At 69.6% G+C, this 17,890-nt stretch carries 15 protein-coding genes and 1 pseudogene; 11 read left to right on the forward strand and 5 right to left on the reverse strand.

What is annotated here, in order from left to right; translation table 11 throughout:
- Positions 1–307 precede the first annotated feature (307 nt).
- Positions 308–2,476 (forward strand): recombinase family protein, encoded by a 2,169-nt coding sequence (locus tag BM085_RS41790; RefSeq protein ID WP_093892277.1) that lies wholly within the window; start codon positions 308–310, stop codon positions 2,474–2,476.
- A 27-nt stretch (positions 2,477–2,503) separates the two neighbouring features.
- On the opposite strand, the pseudogene BM085_RS41795 reads toward BM085_RS41790, so the two are convergent.
- The 4 genes and pseudogenes from BM085_RS41795 to BM085_RS47280 all read right to left on the reverse strand — a co-directional run.
- Positions 2,504–2,881: pseudogene (locus BM085_RS41795) on the reverse strand (transposase); the annotation flags it as partial.
- 54 nt (positions 2,882–2,935) lie between these two features.
- Positions 2,936–4,456 (reverse strand): ISL3 family transposase, encoded by a 1,521-nt coding sequence (locus tag BM085_RS41800; protein WP_342742935.1) that lies wholly within the window; start codon positions 4,454–4,456, stop codon positions 2,936–2,938.
- Between the two features lie 110 nt (positions 4,457–4,566).
- Complete coding sequence (locus tag BM085_RS41805; RefSeq protein WP_093892266.1) at positions 4,567–5,130, reverse strand: helix-turn-helix domain-containing protein; 564 nt, start codon at positions 5,128–5,130, stop codon at positions 4,567–4,569.
- A gap of 213 nt (positions 5,131–5,343) precedes the next feature.
- Entirely contained in the window at positions 5,344–5,610 is a 267-nt protein-coding gene (locus tag BM085_RS47280; RefSeq protein ID WP_093892267.1) for a DUF6247 family protein, read from the reverse strand.
- 647 nt (positions 5,611–6,257) lie between these two features.
- Here BM085_RS47280 and BM085_RS41815 point away from each other — a divergent pair.
- From BM085_RS41815 to BM085_RS41830, 4 genes are all read left to right on the forward strand, one after another.
- Positions 6,258–7,388 carry a PucR family transcriptional regulator gene (locus BM085_RS41815; protein WP_177245544.1) on the forward strand — a complete coding sequence of 377 codons (1,131 nt, stop codon included), beginning with the start codon at positions 6,258–6,260 and terminating at the stop codon, positions 7,386–7,388.
- A 94-nt stretch (positions 7,389–7,482) separates the two neighbouring features.
- Positions 7,483–8,706, forward strand: coding sequence for a thiolase family protein (locus tag BM085_RS41820; RefSeq protein ID WP_093892278.1), 1,224 nt, complete (start codon positions 7,483–7,485; stop codon positions 8,704–8,706).
- Positions 8,707–8,710: 4 nt separating this feature from the next.
- Positions 8,711–10,246 (forward strand): AMP-binding protein, encoded by a 1,536-nt coding sequence (locus tag BM085_RS41825; protein WP_093892269.1) that lies wholly within the window; start codon positions 8,711–8,713, stop codon positions 10,244–10,246.
- 2 nt (positions 10,247–10,248) lie between these two features.
- Positions 10,249–11,064 (forward strand): SDR family NAD(P)-dependent oxidoreductase, encoded by an 816-nt coding sequence (locus tag BM085_RS41830; protein WP_093892270.1) that lies wholly within the window; start codon positions 10,249–10,251, stop codon positions 11,062–11,064.
- Here BM085_RS41830 and BM085_RS41835 read toward each other — a convergent pair.
- On the reverse strand, positions 11,006–12,220 hold the full coding sequence (locus BM085_RS41835) for a M20 metallopeptidase family protein (protein ID WP_093892271.1): 1,215 nt from the start codon (positions 12,218–12,220) through the stop codon (positions 11,006–11,008). The two genes, BM085_RS41830 and BM085_RS41835, sit on opposite strands and share 59 nt — an antisense overlap.
- Positions 12,221–12,301: 81 nt before the next feature.
- On the opposite strand from BM085_RS41835, the gene BM085_RS41840 reads away from it, so the two are divergent.
- The 6 genes from BM085_RS41840 to BM085_RS44045 form a co-directional block, all read left to right on the forward strand.
- On the forward strand, positions 12,302–13,342 hold the full coding sequence (locus tag BM085_RS41840) for an Lrp/AsnC family transcriptional regulator (protein ID WP_177245545.1): 1,041 nt from the start codon (positions 12,302–12,304) through the stop codon (positions 13,340–13,342).
- 79 nt (positions 13,343–13,421) lie between these two features.
- Entirely contained in the window at positions 13,422–14,639 is a 1,218-nt protein-coding gene (locus BM085_RS41845) for an alpha/beta hydrolase-fold protein (protein WP_177245546.1), read from the forward strand.
- The gene (locus tag BM085_RS41850; RefSeq protein ID WP_093892274.1) at positions 14,632–15,792 is read left to right on the forward strand and encodes a serine hydrolase domain-containing protein; all 1,161 of its coding nucleotides are present in this window, start codon (positions 14,632–14,634) and stop codon (positions 15,790–15,792) included. Before BM085_RS41845 ends, BM085_RS41850 begins: the two co-directional genes overlap by 8 nt.
- Entirely contained in the window at positions 15,789–16,922 is a 1,134-nt protein-coding gene (locus BM085_RS41855; RefSeq protein ID WP_093892275.1) for an alpha/beta hydrolase, read from the forward strand. The genes BM085_RS41850 and BM085_RS41855 overlap by 4 nt, the downstream gene beginning before the upstream one ends.
- Before the next feature lie 437 nt (positions 16,923–17,359).
- Entirely contained in the window at positions 17,360–17,656 is a 297-nt protein-coding gene (locus tag BM085_RS41860; protein ID WP_093892276.1) for a transposase, read from the forward strand.
- A partial coding sequence (locus BM085_RS44045; protein ID WP_177245547.1) for a transposase occupies positions 17,653–17,890 on the forward strand: 238 nt, incomplete at its 3' end. The genes BM085_RS41860 and BM085_RS44045, both read left to right, overlap by 4 nt.

Consider the following 17,890-nt stretch of genomic DNA (forward strand, 5'->3'; position numbering starts at 1 on the left):
CCCTCAGTCGGTTTGTCACAGTGCGGGGAAAGTTGGACAGCGGGGTGTGAACACGCCGATTATTGGCAGTGAGGGCCTGCTTCGGCTGGTCAAGCTGGTCGAGCGGCTGCGGGCCCGTGACCAAGGTGAAGGCGGCGCGTCATGGACAGCGCAGGCGAGGACGAGCCCCCCAGATTCCGGTGAGCACGCTGTGGGCGGTGCTGCCGGACCCGAACCAGCGGGAGGTGGTCCAGACCCTGATCATGCTGGTGGATCGGGCGACGGGTCGGGGGGGTCGGCCTGGATGGGCGGGGCGGGGGTGAGGTCGATGCTGCTGCGTGAGCGTGAGGACGGGAAGGTCCAGGGCCGGCACCGTGACCGCCTGGCGGTGGTGTACGTGCGTCAATCCTCCCGGCAGCAGGTGCTTGATCATGGGGAGTCCACGCGGCTGCAGTACGGGCTGGTCGAGCGGGCGGTCGCGCTGGGCTGGCCGGCCTCGCGGGTGATGGTGATCGATGAGGACCTGGGGCGCTCAGCGGCGAACGCGGCCGACCGGCCGGGATTCGCGCGCCTGGTCACTGAGATCACCATGGGTCATGTGGGGTTGGTACTGGGTTTGGAGATGTCGCGGCTGGCCCGGGCCGGCCGCGATTGGCACCAGCTGGTCGAGCTGTGCTCGCTGTCGGGGGCGCTGCTGGCCGACGCGGACGGGGTCTACGATCCGAACTGGTACAACGATCGGTTATTGCTCGGATTGAAGGGCACCATGACCGAGGTCGAGCTTCATTTGATCAAGCAGCGGATGGCGTCCGGGCGGTTGGCCAAGGCCGCCCGCGGACAGTTGGCGGTCCCGCTGCCGGCCGGGTATGTGCGCCGCCCCTGCGGCGAGGTCGGCCTCGACCCGGACGAGCAGGTTCAGGCGGTCATCCGCCTGGTGTTCGATCTGTTCGAACAGCTCGGGACGGTGCATGCGGTGTTGCGGTTCCTGGTGGAGCATCGAGTGCAGATCGGGATGCGGGAACGGTCGGGGCCGGGCAAGGGCGAGCTGGTCTGGCGGGCGCCGCACCAGCAGGGTCTGATCAACATGCTGCGCAATCCGGCCTATGCCGGGATCTACGCCTATGGGCGCAGCCGTACCGAGGCGGCCCGGCACCTGCCCGGGCGCGAGCACTCCGGCCGGGTGCGCGGCCTGGATGCCGGGCAGTGGCTGGTGCGCATCGAGGGTGCGTTGCCGGCGTACATCACTGTGGAGCGGTATGAGCGCAATCTGGCGCGGATGGCCGCCAACCGGGCGCAGGCCGAGAGTGTCGGGGCGCCGCGCCAGGGCCCGGGCGTGCTGGCCGGTCTGGTGGTCTGCGGGATCTGCGGCCAGCGCATGCAGATCACCTACGAGAGCAACCAGCATGGCCTGATCCACCGCTACTGCTGTCAGCGACGGCATCACACCTACGGGCAACCGCGCTGCCAGCAGATGGCCGGAGGCTTCCTCGACGACCACGTCGTCGCTCAGGTGCTGTCCGCGCTGGCCCCAGCCGCGCTGGAGGTGTCGGTGCGCGCGGCCGAGCAGATCGAGGCGCACCGCCGGCAGGTGGAGCGGATCTGGCGGCAGCGCCTGGAGCGCGCCGAGTTCGCCTGCGATCGGGCGCGACGCCAGTACCAACTCGCCGAGCCGGAGCACCGCTTGGTGGTGCGGCAACTCGAGCACGAGTGGGAACAGGCGTTGACCGCCAGACAGCAGCTGGTGGAGGACTACGAGCGGTTCAGCCGCGAGCGCCCGATGCGGCTGTCGGCGGCCGAACTGGCCGCGATCCGCGCCCTGGCCGACGACATCCCGGCCCTGTGGTCGGCTCCGACGACGAGTGCCGCTGACCACAAGAAGCTGGTACGCGCCGTAGTCGAACGGGTGCAGGTCACCGCCGATGGCGCCGGCGAGAACGTGCACGCCGTCGTCACCTGGGCCGGGGGCCACCAGACCCACGCCGACCTGATCCGTCCCGTGGCCCGGATCGACCAGCTGTCGTACTACCCGGCGTTGACCGCGCGGATCGGAGCGCTGGTGGGCGAGGGGCTGGACAATGCGGCGATCGCCGACCGGCTCGCATCCGAGGGGTTCCGCACACCCCACCTGCACGAACGCTTCCATGTCGGCGAGATCCAGCACCTGATCCGCCGGTTGGGCCTGCGTCCTGGCCTGGATCATGACCGCAGCACCGACCAGGGCGGCCTTGGTCCCGACCAATGGTGGCTGGCCAGCTTGGCCCGCGAGATCGGGATGCCGATGGCGACCTTGTCCGGCTGGCTGCGCCGTGGCTGGGTCACCGGACGGCAGGACACCCGCCCGCCCTACCGCTGGATCATCACCGCCGACCGCGCCGAGACCGAACGCCTTCGCGCCCTGCATCAGCTCCCGGCCGGCTACCACAACCGGCGCCGCTGGACCGACTACGACCCGGCGGGCCGCGGAACGAACGAACACCAAGGAGCGCAAGGCTCATGAACGAACAGTCCTACGCAGACCGCACTGAGACCATCCCATCTCGGCCGGGTTGAGTTCAGGGGCATACGGCGGCAGCCGGTAAACCAGCAGCCAGTCGGCGCGGGCGGCGATCCAGGCCCGCATCGGGGCGCTGACATGCGCCGGGAGATTGTCCCAGACGACCATGATCGGGCCGCGAAACTGCTGATGGGCGTCGGTGAGCAGAGCGGCGAAGTCGGCCGAGCCGAAGCCCTTCGGCTCGTGTTTGCGGCCGTGGTAGACGGTCGTCCGGTAGATCAGCCTGGTTCGCTCGCCCGGCTTGACGCACAACAGCCCGGCGATCGAGACCCGGCCCGTTCCCCGCCCAGCCACGGCCACGATCGGGGTCTGGCCGCGCCGGGCCCAGGTGCGGCCCTTGGGCGGCCTCAGGCTCGGGCTCTGGCAAGATTTTCGTGACGAGGTGACAGTGCGTGTTTCTGTTCATGTGAGCAGGACACGTTTTCGGAGCAAGGCGAAGCCGGCACGGCCATACATTTGCCGCTTGAGCATCTTGATCCGGTTGACCTGGCCTTCGGTGGGACCGGAACTCCATACCTGGGTCAGTCCCGCGGTGATGGCGTCGCGGTCGTTGTGCAGGTTGGCGGCGAAGGAGTGCAGCACGGGAAGGTCGTCGGCGCGCACGGCGTCGATCCACACGGTGAGGTTCTCCCCTTGGAGGTTGCAGAGCATCTGAGCGAAGGCCCGCACGTGGCGGTGAACGGCATTCAACTGCGGGCAGCGCGCCATGATGTCCTTGAGCCGGGACTCCTCGTCGGCGTGCAGGCGATCGGGGTGCCGCATGATCCAGTGGGCCACCCGATGAGGTTTGGGCACCGGCGGCGGCGCTGGAACAGGGCCGGCGACCGTCCGCAGGGGCCGCAGATATCTGCGGACGGCCTGCGGTGTGCGGCCGGGGTAGCCTCGGGCGCGGATTTCACGAAACAGACGAGCGGCGTCGGTGCATCCGTCGTTCCAGCGCTGGATCAGATACGGCTTGTAGTCATCCAGTCGGGTGGTGCGGATGGTGCGGTCGGTGAGGCCGTGCAGGTTCTCGCACCGGGCATAGCGGCCTGCGGTGTGCCGGGCCAGGCCCAACTCCCGCCCGATCGCGCTGATCGTCCAGCCTCGGGCGAGCAGGCGCTGGACCGCGAGGTAGCGCTCGCGGGTGCGGGTGACGACCCATTTTTCGCCGCCGGTATCCGGATTGAGCTCAGCGGGCGCAGCAGCGGCCGCTCGCGCGGACGCCTGCGGATCGGTCTCGTGCAGGCAGGGGCGATGCGCGATCACCGTGCGCTCGACGGCGGTGGCGAGGTTGTTCCACAGATGCCACCGATCAGCGACCTGTATCGCATCAGGTGCGCGGGCGCGGGCGCCGTCGGCGTAGGTACTGGCGCGATCCCGGCAGATCACCTCGCCCCCCGGGTGGTTGGCCAGCCAGGTGGCCAGTGTGTCGGCCTCTCGGTCGGGCAGCAGGTCGATCGGCCGGTGGGACTCGCCATCGATCAGCACGGTGCCGTAGACCCTGCCTCGCTTGGTCGCGAAGTCGTCCACCCCCAGGATGCGAGGCGCGGTCACGGCCGGTTCCGGTAGCGCCATGATCAGGTTCAGCAGCGTGACGCGGCTGACCGTGGTGTGCAACATGGTGGCCAGCCGGGTTCCGGCGCGGCCGGCCAATGCCAGGGCGATCACCCGCAACAGGTCTTGAAGCCGAGGAGTACGGCGCCCGTAGCGGGTACTCAACCCCTCGATCTGCTCGGTGAAGGTCCGGCGCGCACAGTCACGTGCATCACAAAACAGCCGCCGCACGGACAGGTCGATGACCACCGACCGCCCACCCACCCACGGCGAGATCGTCAAGGTGGCGTCGATACCGGCTGTGGACACGACGCGCCGGGTAGCCGCAGTCCGGGCACGGCATGAAGGTGCCCGCATGGGGCCGGGCGGCGATTCGCACCACCCCATCCACGACACCGACCCGTTCTACCAGCACCGCGTCAAGGTACGGAAAGACAATGTGCAGCAGTTCTTCACACAGCCGCCACCATGCCACCAACGTGACTTTCCGTCACTCTTCACGAAAGTCTTGCCAGAGCCCAGGCTCTGGCCCGATTCGTCGTAGAAGACGATCCAGGCGCCCCAGGCCGCCGCGGTCCTTTTAACGCCGACCACCGCCAGCCTTTCCACGCGGTGATCTGCTCCTCGTTCCGCTCGGCGGCCCGATGCACCGGCACCTGCGGCGACCACCCTTGCCCGCGCAGCAGATAGGCCACCCCGCGCGCCGTGTACGACACCCGAAACAGCCTCTTGATCACCGCGGCGATGCGGGGCAGCGTCCAGCGCTGATCGCTCCAGCCGTACGCGGCCGGACCCCGCTCCAACTCCCACACCAGCCGATCAAGCTGATCAGCAGACAGCCGGCACACGTTGCCGCCAGGCCCCTTGGACGCCAGCGCGGCCTTGCCACCGACCTCCCAGGCCCGACGCCACGCACACGCCGACTTACGGGTGACACTCAACTCCCGCGCCACCTGCGGTGCGCTCATCCCCCCGGCGAACATGTCCGCCGCCACGAAACGAAGCCGCTCCCGTTCAGCCCGGGCCCGCATCGACAGGCCCCCGCGATCCGAATACCTCATATTCCAGGTCTACAACCCACACGAACACGCCGCTCAACCGGCCACCCCGGCTCGCGTAACCTCAGACCTTCTTGATCAGTAAGTGGCGAAACCACGTCCCCGAATGCATGCGTGAGCATGTTCGCCTTGGGGTTCTTGGAGTTGTACGGTTCCCCACTCCACGGAGCGGTCTACAGAAGCGCGAACAGCTCTGCGAGTGGCTGCAGAGCATGATCAGGTAGTGCGGGCTCGCCGGCCAGAGCCCGTTCGGCTCGGGTGCATTCGGCGGCCTTCGGGATCCTTGACGGAGTCGCACGCAGAGATCCACCAGCGGTGTACGAATGCGTTCAGCGCTCCGAGATCCAGGCTCACCCTGACCTCGTCGAGCACCGCCTTCGGCCCCGCGTCGAAAGCCTCGCGATCTGCTCCCTTCCCTGCCCCTTGAGGCTGCAGAGGGAGAGTGAGATCCTTCGTGAACACGCGAGAAGCCAAGCGGGTCACCGCTTGAAGTGGAGCGGGAGCTTCCCAACTGGGCGGTCAAAGAACCGTCTGACGCTCCAATGTGCAAGGGGTGGACCGCATCCCGGAGTCGGAGGCGGGAGTGTCCGGCGATGGGCTGTGCCTTACGCCTGGACCGCAAGTGGCTGACGTGGAACAGGACTGTCCGGCGAATGGTGGGAGTCGGTCGACGTGGGTGGCGGGCTGTGCGGTTACCTGTGCAACGAGCCCTCCGCTGCCGATAGACGGATCACTGGACGGGGCCAACAGGAGTGGGTCCTGTCGGTGGCGGTGACGCAGTCGGACGGTCGTCCGGTGGTGGTCTCCGGCGGCCACAAGGGTACGGTGCTGGTGTCGGACCTGGCCACGGGCACTCCCGTCGGCAAACTCCTCAACGGCCACCAGGACCGGTCCAGTCGGTGGCGGTGGGGCAACTCGACAGCCGCCCGGTGGCGGCGCAGGAGATCACACGGTGGGGGTATGGGACCTGACCAGCAGCGAACCGATCGGCAAACCCTTCAAGGGTCATCAGGGCTTGACCGAGTCGGAGCGGTGACGCAGTTGGACGGCTGCCGGGTGGCGGTCGAAAGGTCGGGCTCCGTATGCCGTGGGCGCGGCGCGCGAGTTGTTCGACGCCCAGACGTGCTCCCATGACGCGTGAGGCGTTCGACCTTGCTGTGCGGCGGCTCGCGGGTGACGGCGACCTGCTGTTGGAGCGCACGCTCGTTCTGCTGGGAGAGCTGGCGTCGTACGCGCCGATCCCGTCAGCCGCGCTGGCGGAGTCGGCGCGGCGCAACCTCGACACGGCGGTGCACGCGCTGCGATCCGGGCGGGAGCTCTCGCCGGAGGAGCTGCCAGAGTCCGGCATCACACGTGAGCGGGCGCGGCAGAGCGTGCCGATCGAGGACATGCTGTGGGGCTACCGCGCGAACATCGGGGTGATCCAGCGGCGGTTCATCGAGATCGCCTTCGCTGAAGGGGTCGCGCCGGAGTTGATGCTCGACGGCTCGCGGCTGCTGTGGTCGCTGGGCGACGCGTTCACACACCAGGTCATGCGCTGGTATCAGGAATGGACCGTCGAGCAGGCCCTGCGCGACTCCCACCTGCGCGAGGAGTTCGTCCGCGAGCTGCTGACCGGCACAATCGGCCAAGCTGACCTCGGCCGCCGCTGCGCCGCCTATGGGCTGGACGAGTTCGGGCGGTACGCCGCGGTGCGCGCGCGGGGCGAGAGCAGGGGTGGCGTCGAGGAACTGCGGCGCCTCCTCGAACGCCGAGGCAGCGCGCCCGGCAGGCCGGCGCTGATCGCTGTGCTCGGCGGCGAGTGTGCCGGAGTCGTGGCGCGCAGGCCCGCGCCCGTGCCGGGGCTGGTGGTCGGCGTGGGGGCGCGGCTGCCGCTGGCCCGGCAAGCCGAGTCGTTCCATACCGCGGGCAACGTGCTGGAAGCGGCCACGCGCCTGCATACCGAGGGCGTGTTCGCCCTGGAGGACCTCTCGTGGCGGGTCGCCGCCGCGAACGCCCCCGAGGTCGGGGCCTACCTGGTGGAGCGGTACCTCGCGCCGCTGCGCGAGCACGGGGAGTTCGGCCGGCAGTTGGAGGTGACGCTGCGCGCGTATCTCGACAACGGGCAGAACATCGCCCGCACCGCGGCCGCCCTCGTCGTGCACGTCAACACGCTGCGCCATCGCCTGAACAGGTTCACCGAGCTCACCGGGGCATCGCTGGCGTCCACCGAGGTGATCGTCGAACTGGCGTGGGCCCTGGAGTTCGGCGCCCTCGACTGATTGGACCATCGCACAACCATGGTCGGCGGTTTCGACCTCGACGCCCGATTCGTCTGAGCGCCAGCATGGCTGGTGATCGAAGGAGTTGGTCGAGGTGAGTGAACCCGTGTGGATCGCCGGGGCCGGCATGACGGCGTTCGGAGTCCATCCCGACCGCGGCGTGCGGGATCTGGCACGTGAGGCGGTGACCGGCGCGCTGGACGACGCCGGGTTGACCCTGGGCGAGGTGGAGGCCGCGTTCTACGGCAATACCGCGCAGGGCGCGCTGGAGGGCCAGCTGATGGTGGGCGGCCAGATCGCTCTGCGGGCTCTGGGGGCGCGGCGGATTCCGGTGTTCAACGTGGAGAACGCGTGCGCCACCGGGGCGACGGCGCTGCACCTGGCGGTGAACCACGTCCGCGCCGGCGCCGCGGAGATCGCGCTGGCTGTCGGCGTGGAGCGGATGAATGTCGGCGACCGGGCAAGGACCATGAAGGTCTTCGAGGGCGGGTACGACGTGTCAGCCCCGGAGGAACTGTCGCGGGTGCTCGCCGAGCTCGGCGGAGACGTCGACGACTCCGCGGTGGGTAGCCGGAGTGTCTTCATGGACATCTACGCCGCCATGGCCCGCTCTCACATGGCGGCGTTCGGGACCACGCAGCGCCAGATCGCGGCGGTGGCGGCGAAGAACCACCAGCACGCGGTGCACAACGAGAAGGCGCACTACCGGGTCGCGATGACCGTGGAAGAGGTGCTGGCGGGGCGAGCGCTGTCGTACCCGCTGACGGTGCCGATGTGCTCGCCTACCACCGACGGCGCCGCAGCGGCCGTGGTGATCGGCAGCCGGGCGCTGGCTCGGCTCGGCTCGCGGCGCTCGGTGCGCGTGCTGGCCAGCGTCGTCGGCACCGGCGACACCCGCGCGCTCGGCGACCACGACCGGGCGATCACGAGGCTGCTCGCACAGCGGGCGTGGGAGCAGTCGGGAGTGGGGCCCGAGGACGTGAACGTGGCCGAGGTGCACGACGCGACCGCGTTCGCGGAGATCGTACAGACCGAGCTGCTCGGGTTGTGCGCGATGGGTGAGGGCGGCCACGCGGCCGAGTCGGGTGTCACGTCGCTCGGCGGACGCCTGCCGGTCAACCCCTCGGGTGGCCTGGAGTCAAAGGGCCATCCGCTGGGGGCGACCGGGCTCGCGCAGGTGTATGAGCTGGTCACGCAGCTTCGAGGCGAGGCCGGCGCGCGGCAGGTGGCCGGTGCGCGGATCGCGGTCGCCGAGAACGGCGGCGGGTTCCTCGCAGGAGAAGAAGCGGTCGCCGCGATCACCGTGCTGGGCGGGTGAGGGCATGGCGATCATCGACTTCTTCGACCGAGGCTGGCGGCAGAACCCGTCCGGGGCGGCGTACGTCATGCACGAGCGCACCTGGACCTACGAGCAGGCCGGCCGGCTCTCGTGCCGGATCGCGAACGCGCTGCTCGCCCAGGGGTTCGCCCGCGAGACCAAAGCGGCCGTCCTGTCACCCAACGACCCGGTCGCGTGGATCTGCGTGCTGGGGATCTGGCGCGCCGGTATGACGTGGGTGCCGTTGAACCCGGCCGCCCCGATGGATGACAACCGCCTCCTGCTCGACAGGTTCGACTGCGAGGTCGTGTTCTTCCACAGCTCGCTGGAGCCGGTGGTGGAGCAGCTCCGGCCGATGCTGCCAGGGGTGCGACGGTACGTCCGCATCGACTCGCCGGCCGACTTCGTCGAGGGCGCGGACGACAGGCCGCCTGCGGTCCGGTACGACCTGGACGACGTGGTCGCGGTGGCCCCGACCGGCGGGACCACGGGCCTGCCGAAGGGCGTGATGAACACCCACCGGAGCTTCGCGGCGTCGTTCGCCCACCAGATGCTGGCGATCTCCTACCGGGCCGACGAGCCCATCGTGAACCTCGCCGCCGCACCCATGACCCACGCGTCGGGGTTGCTGACCATGCCGGTCACCGCGCGCGGCGGCACCGTGGTCATCCTGGACAGGGCCGAACCGGCTGCCGTACGGGAGGCGATTTCACGGCACCGGATCACCGAGCTGTTCCTGCCTCCGACCGTGATCTACCGCATGCTGGAGCTGCCCGGGATCGACCGCGACGGCTTCCCGTCGCTGCGCTACCTGCTGTACGGCGCCGCGCCCATGTCGACGGAGAAGCTCGCCCGCGCGATCGGGGTGTTCGGCCCGGTGCTGATGGAGTGCTATGGGCAGATGGAGGCGCCCGCGGCCATCTCATTCCTGCGGCCCGAGGAGCACTTCGTTGACGGCGAGCTCGCTCCGCCCGAGCGGCTCTCCTCCTGCGGCCGGCCGTACCCGCTGATCAGCGTCGAGATCCGCGACGCCGCGGGCCGCCCGGTCGAGAGCGGGGTGCCGGGTGAGATCTGCGTCCGGGGCGACCTGGTGATGAAGGGCTACTACAACGCGCCCGATCTTACGGCCGAGACCGTGGTGGACGGCTGGCTGCGCACCGGCGACATCGGCTTCCTCGACGAGGGCGGCTACCTGCACATCACCGACCGCGAGAAGGACATGATCATCTCTGGCGGATTCAACGTCTACCCGAGCGAGGTCGAGCAGGTCATCTGGGCGCATCCCGCGGTCCAGGACTGCGTGGTCGTCGGCGTGCCGCATGACGACTGGGGCGAGGCCGTCAAGGCGGTCGTCGAGCTCAATCCGGGCGAACAGGTGACCGAAGGCGAGCTCATCGCCCTGTGCAGGCAGCACCTGGGTGGCATCCGGGCGCCGAAGACCGTCGACTTCGTGCGCTCGCTGCCGCGCAGCGCCAACGGGAAGGTCCTGAAGAAGGCCGTCCGCGAGCCCTACTGGGCCGGGCGCGAGAGGCGGGTGTGAGGATGGAAGAGCTCGACGGCAAGGTCGCGATCGTCACGGGAGGCGGCTCCCTCGCCGCCGGAATCGGCAACGGCCGAGCGGCCGCGGTACGGCTCGCGGAGTCGGGCGCGCGGGTCGTCATCGTGGACATCGCCGACCGGAACATGGCCGAGACGCAGGAACTGATCGCCGAACGCGGCGGGGAGTGCCTGTCCGTGCGGGGCGACGTGTCCCTCCCCGACGACTGCGCCGCGATCGTGCGACGCGCGGTCGAGACCTGGGGCCGCGTCGACGTGCTGGTGAACAACGTCGGTGTCGCCGGGCCGCCCGGCACCGCGGTCGACGTCGATCTCGACGCCTGGGACGCCTGCCTGCGGGTCAACGTCACCTCGATGATGCTCATGTCGCGGTTCGCGATACCGCGGATGCGCGCGGTCGGCGGCGGCTCGATCGTCAACCTGTCCTCGGCCGCCGGGCTGATCGGCGGTCATCCATCCCTCGCCTACAGCACGGCCAAGGGGGCGATCGTCAACCTGACCAGGAGCATGGCCGCTGCGCACGGGCCGGACGGCATCCGCGTCAACGCCGTCGCACCGGGCTACATGTACACGCCCAACGTCTACGCCCAGGGGCTGAGCGAGGACGACCGTGAGCGCCGCAGGCTGGCGGCGCCGCTGCGGACCGAGGGCACGGGATGGGACGTCGGTGAGGCCGTGCTCTTCCTCGCAGGCGGACGCTCCCGGTGGATCACCGGAGTGGTCCTGCCCGTGGACGCCGGTCTCACCTCGGCCCTGGCCGTCCCCGACTCGATGACGGTGCAGTCGCCGCGGCCTCATTGAGCCGGCGCGCGGCGAGTTCGGCGAGCAGTTGCGCGCCATCGTGCAGCACCCCGTCGTCGAACCTCGCGAAAGGGGAGTGGTTCTCGTGGGCTTCGCCGGGATCGAGTCCGGCCGGGCGGGCGCCGAGGAACACGAACGCGCCGGGGACCCGGGCCAGGACGCGGGAGAAGTCCTCCGAGGCAGGGTGAGGGTGCGGCATCGTGGCGAACCGCTCCGCGCCGTGGAGGTCACGGACGACGCCGGCCGCGAAGCCGGTCTCGGCGTCGTCCGTGACGGTCACCGGGAGTTCGGCGTCGAAGCCGAGGCCGGCTGTCGTGCCGTGAGCGGCGGCGATGCCGTTGATCAGCTCGGTCAGGAGTCGCCTGGCCTCGGCCCGATGGCGCTCGGAGTAGCTGCGGATCGTGGCCTCGAAGTACGCGGACGAGGGGATGGCCGTGCCGTGCGAGCCGGCCGACACGTGGCCGACAGTCACGATCACCGGATCGAACGCGTCGAACCTGCGCGTCACCAGGCTCTGCATCGCCGTGATCATCTCCGCCATCGTGGTCACCGGATCCAGGGCGCGATGAGGCGCCGCGCCATGGCCGCCCTTACCGTGCACGGTGACCCGCATCCGCGCGTGACCTGACAGGATCGGGCCAGAACGAGTGGCGAACATGCCGCTCGGCCGTACGGACTGCACATGCAGCGCGTACGCCGCGACCGGCTGAGGCCCCGCCGCTTCCAGGACCCCTTCGGCGATCATCTTCGCGGCCCCGTCGTGTCCTTCCTCGCCCGGCTGGAACATGAGGACCACGTCGCCGGGCAGCTCGTCCCGGGCGGCGCACAGCAGGTGCGCCGCCCCCACGAGCATCGCCGTGTGCAGGTCGTGCCCGCATGCGTGCATCGCCCCCGGGTTGCGGGACCTGTAGGGGACGTCCGCCTGCTCGGTGATCGGCAACGCGTCCATGTCCGCACGTAGCAGGACGACCGGCGCGCCGCCGCTTCCCCGACGTCGTCCCCGCAGCACGGCGGTCACGGAGCTCAGCGTTGTTCCGCGGGTCACCTCCAGCGGGAGCCCAGCCAGAGCGCTCAGTACCCGCTGCTGGGTGCGGGGGAGCTCTAGCCCCAACTCGGGGTCGGCGTGCAGGGATCGGCGCAGCTCAGTCAGCATCATCGTCCGATTACCACCATTTATGGTGGTGGTGAACCGTAATCATCAGTGGATCGGCATTTCCGGGCCGGAGGTGAAGGATTCGTGCGCCAGGAGCTCGACGAGCACGACCTCCGGCTGATCCACGCTGTCCAGCTCGCCCCCCGCGCGCCCTGGACGATCGTCGGACCGGCCTGCGGCCTGCACCCGATCACCGCCGCGCGTCGCTGGCAGCGGCTCGTCGACCGCGGGCTCGTGTCCGTACTGGTCACGCCGGGACCGAGCCTCATGCGCCAGCTTTCGCCCGCGTACCTCGACCTGGAATGCCGTCCCGGCGATCGGGCGGCCGTCATCGCCGCCCTACGGGTCAATCCGCGCGTCGCGTCGATCGCGATCGCCGCGTCGGGTCGCAGCCTCGTCCTGACGCTGATGGCCGACTCCCCACACGCACTGGCCGACCTCGTGATCGACCAGATCGGTGCACTTCCCGGCGTGCTGCGCATCGAGCTCTACCCGATCACCCAGATGTACGGCGAGGGCAGTTCCTGGCGCCTCGACGCCCTGGATCGCGACGAGATCAAGCACCTGGATCGGCGGCCCAACCCCATATCTCGGCCGATCGCCGTCTCCGAGCGGCACCGGGCCCTGTTCCGCGCACTCAGCCTGGACGCCCGGGCCCCGGCTGCCATCCTCGCGCAGCAACTCGGGGAGAGTGCCTCGACGACGACCCGGAGACTCGCGGCGATGCGGGCCGCGGGCCTCATCTCGATGCGATGCGACGTCACCCCTGAGGCGGCGGGCTGGCCGATCCTCGTCAACTACCTCACGCGCGTGCCCGCCGGAGTCCTCGAATCCGCCGGCCGGGCGCTGGCGGCGTTGCCGGAGAACCGCGGCACCTTCGCCATCGCCGCGCGGGCCAACCTCTTCGTCAGCCAGTGGCTGCGCGGGATGTCGGACATCCAGAGCGCCGAGGCGCGTATGACCGCGGCCATCCCCGCCATGGAGGTCTGCGACCGAATGGTCACGCTTCGGACGGTCAAGCGTATGGGGCGCATCCTCGACGCGGATGGGCGGTCGATCGGGGTGGTTCCGCTCGACCCCTGGCACGATTCCGTCATCTCGCGGGCCACGATGGCCGATCCCTAGCGATCGGCCATACGTTCGTACGACTGTGCTTGGGTTCGTGGAATCGGAAGGCATCACGACCAGGAGAGGCTGGCACGGTATGGAAGACGGCCCGCGCATCAGAGCTCTGCTGGAGTCGGACGATCCGCTCGCGGCCGAGGCGGCACTCTGGGCCGACCTCCGATCGGTCGGCACGCCGCTGATCGAGCCCCATCCGGATGATCCGGACACGTGCCTGGTGACCTTCCTCTGGTACGCCGACCGGCCGGTCGAGCGGGTCGTCGTAAACGAGGCGGTCAGTTCGCTCCCTCCGGAGGCCCGCGCCCTGTCCTTGGCGCCGGGCACTTCCACGTGGTTCGCCACGTGGCCGGTGAAGTCGGATGTGCGGACGACCTACCACTTCGAGGTCTTCGCCGGGTCCGGCAGTGAGCGGATCGGCGACGAGCACGCCCGCGTGCGCGAACCGCACGACTACAGCGTCCTCGGCTCCCCGGAGTCGGTCCTGGTCTGTCCCGGTGCCGAGCCGCTCTCCTGGGCCGACCGGCGGCCGGACATCCCCCGCGGGACCGTGACCGGTGCGGTCCTCGGCGACGGCCGGGAGGTTTGGGTGTACACGCCGCCGGGCTACGACCACCTCGCCGACCCGCTCGGCGTCCTGGTGGTCCTCGACGGTCACGCCCGGCACAGCGCCGTGACGGTCCTGGACAACCTGCACGCCGACGGTCGGATCGAACCCACGGCGGCCATCCTCGTCGGGCAGCTCGATCGCAACGCCGAGCTGACGTGCGACGCCGGCTTCTCCCGCTTCCTCGCCTGGGAACTGCTGCCGTGGGCGCGGGAGGCGTACCGCCTGACCGCCGCTCCGGCCAGAACCGTCATCACCGGCTGCAGCTTGGGCGGACTGTGCGCGGCCTACACCGGCCTGCGGCACCCGGAGGCCTTCGGCAACGTCCTCATGCTCTCGGGGTCCGTCTGGTGGGACCCGGACACCCTGCGGGAGTACTTCCAGCTCGCCGGCTCCGGCCCTCGCGCGATCGGCGCCAGGTCCAGGACGCCCGCCATCATCGGGGAGTACATGCGGGCGGAGCGGGCCGCGATCCGGATCTTCCAGGAGGTCGGGGCGTTCGAGACGGGACCGCCGCCCGCGACTCCGCACCAGATCCACGCCAGCAGGCACTTTCGCGACGTGCTCACCCTCAAGGGCTACGACTACGTCTATCGTGAGTTCGCCGGAGGCCACGACGAGACATGGTGGCGGAGCCACCTCGGCGACGGCCTGATCTGGCTGACGGACCCGCGAGGAGCGGACCGTGGCTGACCTCGGAGGCACGTACACGAGCAGGTTCGCGCGGCTCGCCGAAGAGTTCGCCGGGCGGCTCGACTCGAACGACGAACTCGGCGCGTCGATCGCGGTCGTGCACGAGGGCGAACTGGTCGTCGACATCTGGGGTGGCTGGATGGACGAGGCCAGGACGACACCGTGGGCCGAGGACACCATCACCTGTGTGTGGTCCTCGACCAAGACCGTGATGGCGCTCGCCGCGCTGATGCTCGTCGATCGCGGCCTGCTCGACGTGCGAGAGAAGGTCGCGACCTACTGGCCGGAGTTCGCCGCCGCCGGCAAACAGGACATAGAGGTCCGGCACCTGCTGGCCCACACCTCCGGGCTCCCGGCCTGGGACCAGCCGGTCACGCTCGACGACCTCTACGACTGGGACCGGTCCACCGCGCGCCTCGCGGCCCAGGCGCCCTGGTGGGAGCCGGGCACCGCCTCCGGCTACCACGCGCTCAGTCAGGGCCACCTTGTCGGCGAGGTGCTCCGCCGGATCACCGGCCGCTCGCTCAAGGAGTTCGTCGCCCACGACATCGCCTCCGTGCTGGACGCCGACTTCAGTATCGGCGTGCCACGCGCGGACTACGGCCGGGTCGCCGACATCGTCCCGCCGCCGCCACGGCCGGTCGTTCTCACGGGGCTCGATCCCGCCGGTGTGACGTTCAGGGCGTTGACCTCGCCGGCCCCCGACGCCGCCGCGAGCCGGACCGACGGGTGGCGCGCCGCGGACATCGGCTCGGGCAACGGGCACACGAACGCTCGCGCGCTCGCCCTCATCCAGTCGGCGGTGTCGCACGGCGGCGTCGCACGGGGCCACCGCCTGCTGAGCCCCGAGACGATCGAGCTGATCTTCGACGAACAGGCCAACGGGATCGACCTCGTACTCGGCGCGCCGCGGCGGTTCGGTGTCGGCTTCGGCCTGACCATGCCCGAGGTGCTGCCCTATCTGCCTGAATCCAAGCTCTGTTTTTGGGGCGGATGGGGTGGCTCGATCGTCGTCAACGACCTCGACCGCAACCTGACCATCGCCTACGTGATGAACAGGATGGACAACGCGAACACCCCGGGCGTCATCGGCACGCGGCAGAGCATCGCCTACGTGACCTCCGCCTTCGACTGTGTGAGGAGAGGCCGATGATTCGGCTGCCGACGCCCTCGGGCGCGCACGCGGTCGGAGTCCGGGATCTGGAGTTCGGTCCCGGGCTCCTGACCAGGGCATGGTACCCAGCGCCCGCCGGGATCACCACGCTGCCGCGCGCCTACGCGGTCGGGCCCGAGCGGCAACTCCTCTTCACGTGGACGGCCCGGCGCAATCCGGGCTGGGACGTGGCGACATCCACGGCCCTGCTCGCCGACGCGAGCACGAACAGCCACCCCGACGCCCCGGTCCTGCAGGGACGCCACCCCACCATTGTGTTCTCCCACGGCGCGGACCTGTATCCCGCCCAGAACACCGCGCTCATGGAGGAGCTCGCCTCGCACGGATTCGTGGTCGTCAGCGTGCTCCAGCAGGGTGGGGGGTTCGCCGTCCGCCCCGACGGCTCGACGCTCGACACCGACCAGACGTTCCTGAGCGCCGCCGTCGACCTCTTCGCCCGGATCGAGCGCTTCATGCGGGCGGGCAATGACATCGATGCCCGCTTCGCATGGTTCAACGAGCTGTGGGCGACCGGCAAGGTGGTCGCCGTCGCCCGGGACTGGCGCGACCGTATGATCGCGGTCGCCGACGCGCTCCAAGGCGCGCCGGCCGACGACCTCATGGCCGCTTGTGACCTGTCGAGGCTGTCCTACGCCGGCATGTCCCTCGGCGGGTCGGCCGCCGTGAGCGCGGCTCACGCCGATCCGCGGGCCCGCGCCGCCGTCAACCTCGACGGAGTGCACTACGGGAGCGACCTGTTCGGCCGTCCGTCCCGCGTGCCGATCCTCGCGCTGTCCGCGGACCAGGCCAACGTCGCGGACTACCGTGAGGGGGCGGGCGACCAGCACTATTACAACGACTTCTTCTACGAGGACTTCGCCGCCATGGGCCTGCGCAAGGACATCGTCCGGATCAGGATCAAGGGCACGATGCACCGGGACTTCACCGACCTGACCCTGATTCCCGGCAAGCGGCACCTCGACCGTCTCGGCTCCGCGGACGGAGAGCGGGTCACCCGGCTTGTGTCCCAGTTCACGCTCGAGTTCCTCCGCCGCTTCGTCCTCAAGGAGGAGCCGGAATGGGAGGTCACGGACGTGTCGCACATCCGTGCGTGGGCCCGCATGCCATGACGTCCGACGGTTGACCGGCTCTGTCGCGTGGACTCGACAGAGCACAGGCTGTCGGCTTCGGCCGACATCAACCTCTCGGCCATGGTCTTCACCATGGATCGCAACGGATCCGGGTCGCCGGTCTCGATCTGCCGCGCCAGCCACTGCGCGGGCGTCACACTGTTGGGTAGGGCCATCGCCTGGTTCTCTTTCGAATCTTGATCTTTGCTACTCGAAGGATCGCGCGATGGCCGTCTCCATTTCCTGATGCCATGCCTGTGACCAGGCCAAACTCGTACACCACGTCCGTGGAAGCAACCCCCCGGGCAGGCGGATCATCATGCTGACGGTGTTCTGGGCTTCCCCTCGTAACGTAGAGACATCGCCTTAAGGGGGAAACGGCGATGACTGGGCTTCCCCTCGTAACGTAGAGACATCGCCTTAAGGGGGAAACGGCGATGACAGAGACACGACGGAAGTTCGATCAGGACTTCAAGGACGGTGCGGTCCGGATCGTCGAGGAGACGGGCAAGCCGGTCGTGCGGGTGGCCCGGGAGTTGGGTGTCAATGCGGGCACCCTGGCCAACTGGGTGAACATGGCTCAGCAGCGGCGCCGGGCTGGTGGCGACGGCCTGGGTGAGGACGAGCGTGCCGAATTGATCCGGCTGCGCCGAGAGGTCGCTGAGCTGGCGATGGAGCGTGATGTGCTCAAACGCTCGGTGGCCCTCTGGGTCAAGGACGCGATGGGCCGGTGAAGGTGGCCGCTTTCATCGCCGCTCAGAGGGCCGAGCACGGTGTTTCGCACGCGACCGCGTGCCGGGCGCTGGGGGTGTCGCAGGCGTGGTTCTATAAGTGGCGTGCGCGTGGGCTGTCGGCGCGTGCGGGGCGCCGGCAACGATTGGACGCGGCGGTCGCGGCGGTCTTCCGCCAGAGGGGCGGCCGGGACGGCTCCCCGCGGGTCACCGTGCGGCTGCGCCAGGCCGGATGGC

This window comes from Streptosporangium canum (assembly GCF_900113865.1).
Lineage (GTDB): Bacteria > Actinomycetota > Actinomycetes > Streptosporangiales > Streptosporangiaceae > Streptosporangium > Streptosporangium canum.

Coding starts and splice junctions, on each gene's coding strand:
- BM085_RS41790 (WP_093892277.1), top strand. CDS start 308: ATGCTGCTGCGTGAGCGTGAGGACGGGAAGGTCCAGGGCCGGCACCGT.
- BM085_RS41800 (WP_342742935.1), bottom strand. CDS start 4,456: ATGGGGTGGTGCGAATCGCCGCCCGGCCCCATGCGGGCACCTTCATGC.
- BM085_RS41805 (WP_093892266.1), bottom strand. CDS start 5,130: ATGAGGTATTCGGATCGCGGGGGCCTGTCGATGCGGGCCCGGGCTGAA.
- BM085_RS41815 (WP_177245544.1), top strand. CDS start 6,258: ATGACGCGTGAGGCGTTCGACCTTGCTGTGCGGCGGCTCGCGGGTGAC.
- BM085_RS41825 (WP_093892269.1), top strand. CDS start 8,711: ATGGCGATCATCGACTTCTTCGACCGAGGCTGGCGGCAGAACCCGTCC.
- BM085_RS41830 (WP_093892270.1), top strand. CDS start 10,249: ATGGAAGAGCTCGACGGCAAGGTCGCGATCGTCACGGGAGGCGGCTCC.
- BM085_RS41835 (WP_093892271.1), bottom strand. CDS start 12,220: ATGATGCTGACTGAGCTGCGCCGATCCCTGCACGCCGACCCCGAGTTG.
- BM085_RS41845 (WP_177245546.1), top strand. CDS start 13,422: ATGGAAGACGGCCCGCGCATCAGAGCTCTGCTGGAGTCGGACGATCCG.
- BM085_RS41855 (WP_093892275.1), top strand. CDS start 15,789: ATGATTCGGCTGCCGACGCCCTCGGGCGCGCACGCGGTCGGAGTCCGG.
- BM085_RS41860 (WP_093892276.1), top strand. CDS start 17,360: ATGACAGAGACACGACGGAAGTTCGATCAGGACTTCAAGGACGGTGCG.